A 9,452-nucleotide genomic window follows, 5' to 3' on the forward strand; every position below is an offset into this window, starting at 1 on the left:
CTGGGCTGGCCCGGCAGCTCACTGACGATCAAGACCCTCGGCTCGGACCGGATCAACCTCTCGTCGCTGACCTCGGTCAAGCTCCTCGGTTCCACCGCCGGCACCTACATCGACCTGCCCACGCCCACCCAGAACGACTCCGGCCTCACCGTCGCCCTGCCGTCCTCGGCGCCCTACAGCGCCAACGCCTACGTGCTGAAGCTCGCCTTCTCCGGCCCGGTCCCCGGTCTGCGGCCGCTCGCCGGCGCCGTCGTCTTCACGGACGTCGGCTACACCGGCAAGGCCGCCGTGCTCACCGTCGGCGACCACACCGCGGCGGACCTGAGCGCCGCCGGGGTGGGGCCCGGCACCCTCTCCTCCCTCCGGCCGGCCCCCGGCTACCAGCTGATCGGCTACTCCGGCGACGACTTCACCGGAACCTCGTGGACGTTCACGGCCGACAACCCCGACCTCAGGGTCACCGGCAACAACGACCGGATCACCTCCGTGAGGGTCCAGTTCAACCCGGCGACATACTTCCGGATCGTCAACGCCACCGACGGTCTCGCGCTGGACAGCGGCGGCGACGTCGCCTCCGGCTCCAACCTCAAGCAGTGGACGTGGGACGGCAGTTCGAACCTGCAGTGGCATGCGGAGGCTGTCGGAGACGGCTACTACAGGCTGGTCAACCGCACGAACGGCATGGTCGCCGACGGATGGGGCGCCACCGAGGACGGCTCCCCGGCCCGGCAGGCTCCCTGGAACGGCGGCACCAACCAGCAGTGGACGATCACCCACCGGGGCGGCGACCGCTACTCGATCGCCAACCGCACCACCGGCCTGGTCCTCGACGGCGGCGGCAACGTCGCCTCGGGCTCCGTGACCAAGCAGTGGACCTATGACAGCAGCGCCAACCTGCTGTGGACGTTCACGGCCGTGTAGCCGCCCTCTGCGGTCGGTTCCGTCAACTCCCCGATACGGCACAGGTGTTGCCGTTGAGCGTATAGGAGCCCGGCGCGGCCGTGTCACCGGCGTGGACGGCCTGGAAGCCGATGCCGACGGACGCGCCCGGCGCGATGGTGGCGTTGTGGGAGAGGTGCCTGGCCGTGACCTGGCCGGAGGCGGGTGAGTAGTCCGCGTTCCAGCCGGAGGTGATGGCCTGGCCGCCGGGCAGGGTGAAGACCAGGGACCAGCCGTCGATCGCGGTGGTGCCGGTGTTGGTGATGGTGATGTTCGAGGTCAGGCCGCTGTTCCACGCGCTGACGGTGTCGGTGACCCGGCAGGTGGCGGTGCCCGGTGACGGGTCGGAGGTCTGGAACTGCGTGAAGAACTTCCACACCTCTCCCGGCACCCAGTGCGTCAGGCTGCCCTGGGCGGGTTCGGGCGGGTTCTGGGGGGTGCAGCCGTTGTTCCTGACGAACGTGTCCCGCATCGCCCGTCCGCCGGAGATGGCGAGGACGTTGTCCCTGAGGCCGTGAACTCCGAGGTAGGCGATGGGCTGGGTTCCGCCGCTGCATCCGCTGAGCTGCCCGCCGCTCTGCACCGCGACCGCGCGGAAGACCGTCGCGCGGGCGCATGCGAGGGCGTACGACATGGCGGCGCCGTAGCTGAAGCCGAGGGCGAAGCGCTGGGTGGTGTCGACGCACAGGTCCGCCTCGATCCGCCGGAGGATGTCGTCGACGAAGGCGACGTCCTCTCCGCCGGAGTTGGCCCAGCCGTTGTTGAGGCCTTGTGGTGCCACGAAGACGGCGCTGTTGTTCGCCAGTCGCTGCAGCCCGTAGTAGGCCCAGGTGCCCGTTTCCACCGTGCGGCCGGTGGCGACGTCGGTGGAGGTGCCGCCCAGCCAGTGGAATCCGAGGACCAGCCGGTAGGCGTGATCGCGGTCGTAGCCGTCCGGGACCTTCAGGATGAAACTGCGGTTCTTGCCGCCGCTCTGGATCGTGTACGTACCGCTGGTCAGCGTGGGGGCCTTGCCGCATCCCGCGGTCGGGGCGGCTGTTGCGGAGGCGGTGAGCGTGGCGTTCCCGCCACGGCCGGCGGCCAGTGCCGAGCCTCCCGTGGCCAGCACGAGCAGCACCGCCACAACGGCGTGCCATAAGCGGAACCGTGCGCTTGTCATCGTGCGACTCCCCTTGTCCGGTCGGTGCTTTCCTGGTGGTGGAACAGGAGCGCGACGTCCCTTCACGCGCGGGTCCACTTCTGGCCGGCCTGCCCGGTGCAGGTCCACAGGACCAGCGGCGTTCCGTTGGCGGTGCCTGACTGGTCGGCGTCGAGGCACAGCCCGGCGTGGACGTTGCGGACCGTCCCGTCGGAGCCGATGGTCCACTTCTGGTTGTCCTGGCCGTTGCAGGGCCAGGTGATGACACGGGTGCCGTTGGAGGTGCCCTGGTCGTAGGCGTCCAGGCACTTGTCGCCGTAGACACGGATCTCGCCGCCGGCCCATGTGGTCCACAGCTGGTTGGCGGCCGTGTGGCAGTCCCAGAGCAGTGCGGTGGCTCCGGCCGCGGTGGAGGCGTTGTCCACGTCCAGGCAACGGGCGGAGGCGTTGCCGCGCAGTCGCGAGGTGGTGGCGGCCACCGGGCTGCCACCGGTCACCCGGAACACGGCCACGCCGTGCGCGGGGACGCTCGCCGAGATCTGCCCGGACGTGCCGGCGGTACCGCCGGTCCACAGGTCCGTCAGGGTGAACGACCCGCCGGACAGGCCGACTTGCGCGGCCGTGGTGGTGAGGGTCGCGGTGCCGCCTCCCCGGTTGAACAGGCCCACGGCGACCGAGCCGTCGGACAGGGGCTTGGCGAACACCTCGGTGCTGCCGTCGTCGCGCACCCTGCGCCCGCCGGCGCCCAGCGGATCCTGGTTCACCGCCAGCAGCCGCGGGTTGCGCAGGATGGCGCTCACGTCGGCGGACATGGTGCGGATGTCGTTGCCGGCCATGAGCGGTGCGGCCAGCAGCGCCCACAGGGCGAAGTGGGAGCGGGACTCGGTGAGCGACAGGCCGGGGCGGCCCACGACCAGCATGTCGGGGTCGTTCCAGTGTCCCGGGCCCGACTGGGCCGCCAACGGCGCGGTGATGTCCAGGACGTTGCCGACGCCCATCGGGTAGCTGTTGCTGTTGCCGTTCTGCCAGATGTCGAGCAGGTCCTCGGTCGTCCGCCACAGGTCGGCGACCTCTCCCCAGTTGTACGTGGCGCCGGTGATGGCGTGGAAGCTGTTGGGGTTGATGCTGTAGACGATCGGCCGTCCGGTGGCTCGCAGGGCGTCACGCATCAGCGAGAAGCGCGCGACCTGCTCGTCGCGGGTGCCGCTGGAGGAGCACCAGTCGTACTTGAGGTAGTCGACGCCCCACGAGGCGAACGTCGCGGCGTCCTGGGCCTCGTGCCCCCTGCTGCCCGTCGATCCCGGATAGGCGCCGCTGGTCTGTGCGCAGGTGCGTTCTCCCGGCACCTGGTAGATGCCGAACTTCAGGCCCTTGCCGTGGATGTAGTCCCCGAGCGCCTTCATCCCGCTCGGGAACTTGGCCGGACTGGCCCGCAGGTTGCCTGCCGCGTCACGCTGCGGGTCGAACCAGCAGTCGTCGACCACCACGTACCGGTAACCGGCGTCCCGCATGCCCGAGGAGACCATCGCGTCGGCGGCCTGGCGGACCTGTGCCTCGGTGATCCCGCACCCGAAGCTGTTCCAGCTGTTCCAGCCCAGGGGCGGGGTGAGTGCGGGGCTGCCGGGAGCGGCCGAAGCGGTGGAGTGGGCGGAAGCCGTCAGGGACGCGGTGACGGCCAGCGCGGTGGCCGCGAGGACGCGGAGCAGTCGTCTGCCTGAGGGTCGGGGCACCGGTGACTCCTTTCAAGACAGTGGATGAAACCACGCTGACTGGTCCCATATCAGGTACATGACATCCGTCTGCAGTTCGAAATTTCGGTCGAGTTTCGGATCGTCGGCTGTACGGATGCTAGGGAGGATCCAGTACATGTCAACACCTGACGGGCGGCCTCCCGTTCACTTCGGCGCACCCGGAGGGCCCAGATCATCGAAACCTTTCGGCGCCAACAGCGAATCGTGCGAGAGGCATTGACGGGATGTGTCAGGCGCATATCATCCTGGTTGCTCGACGCGTCAGTCGACGTTCGCACTCTCGAACGAGCAGGACAGCCTCGCCCCCACAGCGCTCCCTCGCAGAGAGAACGACACATGGATATGTCATGTCCTCGCCAATTCATGGATCGCCGCCAGGCACTGACCGCCACCGGCGGCCTGGTCGCCGGTGGCTTCCTGTCTCTGGTGGGACCCTCCCCCATCGCCGCTTCCGCGGCCCCCGCGCAGTACACGAACCCGGTGATCTGGCAGGACTTCGCGGACATCGACGTCATCCGCGTCGGCGGCACCTACTACGCCTCTGCCTCGACGATGCACTACTCACCGGGCGCACCCGTCCTGCGTTCGTACGACCTCGTGAACTGGGAGATCGCCGGTCATTCTGTGCCCGTCCTGGACTTCGGCGCCAAGTACGACCTGAACGGCGCCCGCGGCTACGTCAGAGGGATCTGGGCGTCCTCACTGGCCTACCGTCCGAGCAAGAGGACGTTCTACTGGCTCGGCCAGATCGACTTCGCCAGGACATACGTCTACACCGCCACCGCCGCCGAGGGGCCGTGGAGCAGACTGACGACGATCAGCACCCCGTACTACGACGCGGGGCTGCTCGTCGACACCGACGACACCCTGTACGTGGCGTACGGCAACACCACCATCAGCGTGGCCCAGCTCTCGCCCGACGGCCGCAACCAGGTCCGCACCCAGCAGGTGTTCACCACACCGTCGAGTGTCGGCACCCTTGAGGGCTCACGCTTCTACAAGATCAACGGGCAGTACTACATCTTCCTGACCCGCCCTGCCAACGGCCAGTACATCTTGAAATCGTCGGGCGGCCCCTTCGGTCCGTACACGATGCGACAGGTCCTCCTCGACCTGCGCGGGCCGATCTCCGGCGGCGGTGTCCCGCACCAGGGCGGGCTGGTGCAGACCCAGGGTGGCGCCTGGTACTACATGGCCTTCGTGGACGCCTATCCCGGCGGCCGGGTACCGGTCCTCGCACCGGTCGGCTGGACCTCGGACGGCTGGCCCGTGGTCCAACTGGTGAACGGCGCCTGGGGCGCGTCGTATCCCCGCCCCGCCGTGCCCACCCCGCCCCGCCAGGTCACCCCCATGACCGGCGTGGACACCTTCGACCACACGGCCCTCAATCCGAGGTGGGAGTGGAACCACAACCCGGACAACACCAAGTGGTCGGCCGGCAACGGCCTGACCCTGCGGACCGCGACCGTCACCAACGACCTGTACTGGGCCCGCAACACGCTCACCCACCGCATCCAGGGCCCCACCTCCACCGCCACGGTCCGGATCGACCACTCGGCGATGCGCGACGGCGACCGGGCAGGACTCGCGCTGCTGCGTGACTCCTCCGCGTGGATCGGCCTCAGGCGCGACGGCGGGACGACCCGGGTGGCGATGGTCAACGGGCTCACCATGGACGGCAGTTGGAACACCACCGGCACCGGCTCCGAACTCGCGAGCGCGCCGCTGTCCCAGGGCGTCATCTGGCTGCGGGCGAGCGCGGACATCCGCCCGGGCGCGGCTCGGGCCCCCCTTGTCCCTGGGAAACGACTGGCGTTTCTTCATGGGCCACCGATTCGCCCTCTTCAACCACGCCACCCAGGCACTCGGCGGTGCGGTCCGCGTCCTGCGGTTCGAACTGTCGACGCCCTGATCCCATCCCTCCGATCGCACGGCGCAACCCCCCACCCGACCGTACGAGGAGAACCATGAACCCGCTGAAGCGGCTCGGCCGTCGTCGAGCCTCGGTGTTATCCCTGCTGGCCGTGGCCGCCCTGGTCACCCCCGGCGCCGCGAGCGCCGCGCCCGACGACGTCCGCGCCTCCACGCTGGGCGCCCAGGCGGCCCAGTCCGGACGGTACTTCGGTGCCGCCGTGGCCGCCGGACGGCTCGGCGACGGCACGTACACCGGGATCCTGGACCGTGAGTTCAACTCGGTCACGCCCGAGAACGAGATGAAGTGGGACACGGTCGAGCGCTCCCGCGGCTCGTTCAACTTCGGCCCCGGCGACCAGATCGCCAACCGGGCCGCGGCGCACGGGCAGCGCCTGCGCGGACACACTCTGGTCTGGCACCAGCAACTGCCCAGCTGGGTCAGCTCCATCAGGGACGCCAACACCCTGCGCAGCGTGATGAACAACCACATCACCCAGGTGGCGAACCACTACCGGGGCAAGGTCTACGCCTGGGACGTGGTCAACGAGGCCTTCGCCGACGGGGGCAGCGGCCAGATGCGCAGCTCGGTCTTCCGGGACGTACTCGGCACCGGCTTCGTCGAGGAGGCCTTCCGCACCGCGCGGTCGGCGGACCCGTCGGCCAAGCTCTGCTACAACGACTACAACATCGAGAACTGGAGCGACGCCAAGACCCAGGGCGTCTACCGCATGGTGCGCGACTTCAAGGCGCGCGGCGTGCCCATCGACTGTGTCGGCCTCCAGTCCCACTTCGGGGCGGGCGGACCACCGGCCGGCTTCCAGACCACCCTGTCCAACTTCGCCGCGCTCGGCGTGGACGTCCAGATCACCGAACTGGACATCGCGCAGGCGCCGACAGCCGCGTACGCGAACACGATGCGGGCCTGCATGAACGTGGCGCGCTGCACCGGCATCACCGTCTGGGGCATCCGCGACAGCGACTCCTGGCGCAGCGGCGAGAACCCACTGCTCTTCGACCGCAACGGCAACAAGAAGCCCGCCTACCAGTCGACGCTCACGGCGTTGGGCGGCAGCGCCGCGGCACCGCGGACGGGCTCCCGTACACCCCGGTCCGCCGCGGCACTCCCCTCGTCCTTCCGCTGGAGTTCGAGCGGCCCGCTGATCGCGCCGAAGCCGGACTCCACGCACAACATCGCGGGGATCAAGGACCCGTCGGTCGTCTACTACAACGGCAAGTACCACGTGTTCGCGAGCACCGCGAGCTCGGCCGGGTACAACCTGGTGTACCTGAGCTTCTCCGACTGGTCCCAGGCGGGCTCGGCCACGCACCACTACCTGGACCGCACCGCCATCGGCGCCGGGTACCGGGCCGCGCCCCAGGTCTTCTACAACACACAGCAGCGCCTGTGGTACCTCGTCTACCAGACCGGCAACGCCTCGTACTCGACGAACCCCGACATCAGCAACCCCAACGGGTGGAGCGCACCGCGCAACTTCTACTCGTCGATGCCGGACATCATCAGGCAGAACATCGGCAACGGCTACTGGGTCGACATGTGGGTGATCTGCGACAGCGCCAACTGCTACCTGTTCTCCTCCGACGACAACGGCCACCTCTACCGCTCCCAGACCACTGCCGGACAGTTCCCGAACGGGTTCACCAACACCGTCATCGCGGCGCAGGACTCCAAGTACGCCCTGTTCGAGGCGAGCAACGTGTACAAGGTGCAGGGCAGCAACCAATACCTGCTCCTCGTCGAGGCCATCGGCTCGGACGGCCGGCGCTACTTCCGCTCCTGGACCGCGAGCAGCCTCGCCGGCTCCTGGTCACCCCTGGCCGCGTCCGAGAGCAACCCGTTCGCGAAGTCGGGCAACGTGACGTTCCCCGCCGGTGGCTGGACCCGGGACATCAGTCACGGTGAGATGATCCGCGCGGGCTACGACCAGACGCTCACCATCCCGGCCTGCAAGCTCCAGTACCTGTACCAGGGGAAGGACCCCAACGCCGGCGGCGACTACAACAACCTGCCGTGGCGGCTGGGCCTGCTCACCCAGAGCAACTCGACCTGCTGACAGTGGGGGCCCGCACGGTGTGCGGGGCCCATCGGGGTGAGGCGCGGTACGGGTCGTGGCCCCGCACGTCGATTCAGTGGCCCCGTCCCCGGAGCCTGCCGAGCAGCTGCCGGGCCTGGGCTCGGCGACGCGGATCGGCCGAGGCACGGCGCACCTGCTCGGCGGCACGTCGCCCCTGCGGGCTCCTGCTGAACTGCTTGATCTTCTCCAACATGCCAGGCACGACTGTCCTCCTGAGAAGGTCGACGACAACTCCTGCACGACAAGGCCTTCGTACAGACGCGGTTACCCCGCACCCGCCGTCCCACCCCTGTCGCCGCCCCGTGCGAAACGGCTCCGGCACGACAGGCGCCACGCCGAGAGGGGCCGGCTGCTCCCGCAGGAGGAGACCGGCCCCTGCGTCGAGCGGACGGGATCAGCTCAGGCCGAGGTCCGACAGGGCGGTCGTCCAGTCCGTGACGATCGCGTCCTGTGCGTCGGCGAGGGTGACAGTGCCGGCGCAGACGGCCTTCTTGAGCTTGTTCTCGACGGTGTCCTTGTTGGCGGCGGTCTTGGTGCCGTACTCCGGCTCGGGCCAGAGGTTCAGCGCGCTCTTGGGAGAACCGCCGAGTTCCAGGGGGACGAAGTGGTCCTCCTCGTAGTCCGAGGTGCTGGTGTCCGTGTAGCCGTACTCGACGATCTGTGTCTTCTTCAGCGCGGTGGTGTAGGAGCTGGACGGCCGGACGGTCGCGGTCCACCCGGAGACGCAGATGGTGGAGCCGATGGTGGACTGGGTGACGTCCGGGTTGAAGTCGCCGGGCTGGCAACTCGGGTCGGGCAGGGGGAGGTAGTCCTGGCTGCAGCTCTGGGCGTGCGCGGTGCCGGCTGCGACCGTGAGTCCGGCGGCGGCGAGGGCCAGGGAGGAGAGGGCGGTGACCAGGGAGCGGGATATTCGGGGCATGGGGGGGGTCTCCCGGAGGGGTGCCCGGCAGGAGTTCCGGGCGGTCGTGAGCATGACAGCATCCGAGTCGTCTATGCGGGTAGACCCTTTTGCCGGTCACGGAGAACCCTTTCTTGAATGTTTGATTACGACGGGACTGACGGAGAGCAAGTCATGGCCAGGACTTGGTTGTCGGGCCTCGCAGGAGGACCTGTTCGCGAGGAACGCTCAGGGCTCGTCCGTCACGGCGGCGGTGAAACGCGCGGCGAGTGCCTGCACCGCCGCGCGCAGTTCCTGCCCGCCCTCGACACGGAAGGCGAGCGGCAGCTGAGCCAGCCACTCCTGCGCGTACATCGTCGGGTTCCTCGTGCTGCCGACGAGCACGCACCCGTCTCCCGACGGTTCGAGCCGTCCCATCGGCGGGCGGATCGACGGCAGCACCTCGGCCATCGGGGCGTCGAACGCCACCCGCGTGGGAAACTCCCACCCCTTGCCCAGGTTCTCCTCCAGCGCCGCCACCGGGTCGAGGCCGTCGGGCACCTCGAAACCGTGGGTGGTTTCCCGGACCGCGCGTACCCGGTCGATCCGGTAGGTGCGGATCGCGTCCGCGCGGTGGGAGTGGCACAGGAGGTACCAGCGGCCGTAGCGGACGACGACCGCCAAGGGGTCCACCTCGGCCTCCCACTCGTTGCCGGACTCGCTGCGGTAGGTGACCAGCA

General features: G+C 69.0%; 7 protein-coding genes and 1 pseudogene. 3 read left to right on the plus strand and 5 right to left on the minus strand.

Going from position 1 to position 9,452, the window contains the following annotated elements; translation table 11 throughout:
* The coding region (locus JF597_RS51405) for an RICIN domain-containing protein (protein ID WP_294013486.1) at nucleotides 1-921 on the plus strand (921 nt) is incomplete at its 5' end.
* A 22-nt stretch (nucleotides 922-943) separates the two neighbouring features.
* Here JF597_RS51405 and JF597_RS51410 read toward each other — a convergent pair.
* Nucleotides 944-2,098: a cellulose binding domain-containing protein gene (locus tag JF597_RS51410; protein ID WP_294013489.1), complete on the minus strand. Its 1,155-nt coding sequence runs from the start codon at nucleotides 2,096-2,098 to the stop codon at nucleotides 944-946.
* Between the two features lie 62 nt (nucleotides 2,099-2,160).
* Nucleotides 2,161-3,807, minus strand: coding sequence for an RICIN domain-containing protein (locus JF597_RS51415; RefSeq protein ID WP_294013492.1), 1,647 nt, complete (start codon nucleotides 3,805-3,807; stop codon nucleotides 2,161-2,163).
* Nucleotides 3,808-4,170: 363 nt separating this feature from the next.
* Here JF597_RS51415 and JF597_RS51420 point away from each other — a divergent pair.
* Both JF597_RS51420 and JF597_RS51425 read left to right on the plus strand, forming a co-directional pair.
* Nucleotides 4,171-5,740, plus strand: a pseudogene (locus JF597_RS51420) (family 43 glycosylhydrolase).
* 55 nt (nucleotides 5,741-5,795) lie between these two features.
* Entirely contained in the window at nucleotides 5,796-7,814 is a 2,019-nt protein-coding gene (locus tag JF597_RS51425; RefSeq protein ID WP_294013495.1) for a non-reducing end alpha-L-arabinofuranosidase family hydrolase, read from the plus strand.
* A 73-nt stretch (nucleotides 7,815-7,887) separates the two neighbouring features.
* Here JF597_RS51425 and JF597_RS51430 read toward each other — a convergent pair whose 3' ends face one another.
* The 3 genes from JF597_RS51430 to JF597_RS51440 all read right to left on the minus strand — a co-directional run.
* The gene (locus tag JF597_RS51430) at nucleotides 7,888-8,037 is read right to left on the minus strand and encodes a hypothetical protein (RefSeq protein ID WP_176742365.1); all 150 of its coding nucleotides are present in this window, start codon (nucleotides 8,035-8,037) and stop codon (nucleotides 7,888-7,890) included.
* Between the two features lie 192 nt (nucleotides 8,038-8,229).
* Nucleotides 8,230-8,754, minus strand: coding sequence for a hypothetical protein (locus tag JF597_RS51435; protein WP_069759847.1), 525 nt, complete (start codon nucleotides 8,752-8,754; stop codon nucleotides 8,230-8,232).
* Nucleotides 8,755-8,961: 207 nt separating this feature from the next.
* A partial coding sequence (locus tag JF597_RS51440) for a WYL domain-containing protein (RefSeq protein WP_294013506.1) occupies nucleotides 8,962-9,452 on the minus strand: 491 nt, incomplete at its 5' end.

This window comes from Streptomyces sp., assembly GCF_019510245.1.
Classification (GTDB): Bacteria; Actinomycetota; Actinomycetes; order Streptomycetales; family Streptomycetaceae; genus Streptomyces.

Bases quoted from the DNA above. Each gene is read 5' to 3' on its own strand.
- JF597_RS51410 (WP_294013489.1), bottom strand. From the start codon at position 2,098: ATGACAAGCGCACGGTTCCGCTTATGGCACGCCGTTGTGGCGGTGCTG.
- JF597_RS51425 (WP_294013495.1), top strand. From the start codon at position 5,796: ATGAACCCGCTGAAGCGGCTCGGCCGTCGTCGAGCCTCGGTGTTATCC.
- JF597_RS51435 (WP_069759847.1), bottom strand. From the start codon at position 8,754: ATGCCCCGAATATCCCGCTCCCTGGTCACCGCCCTCTCCTCCCTGGCC.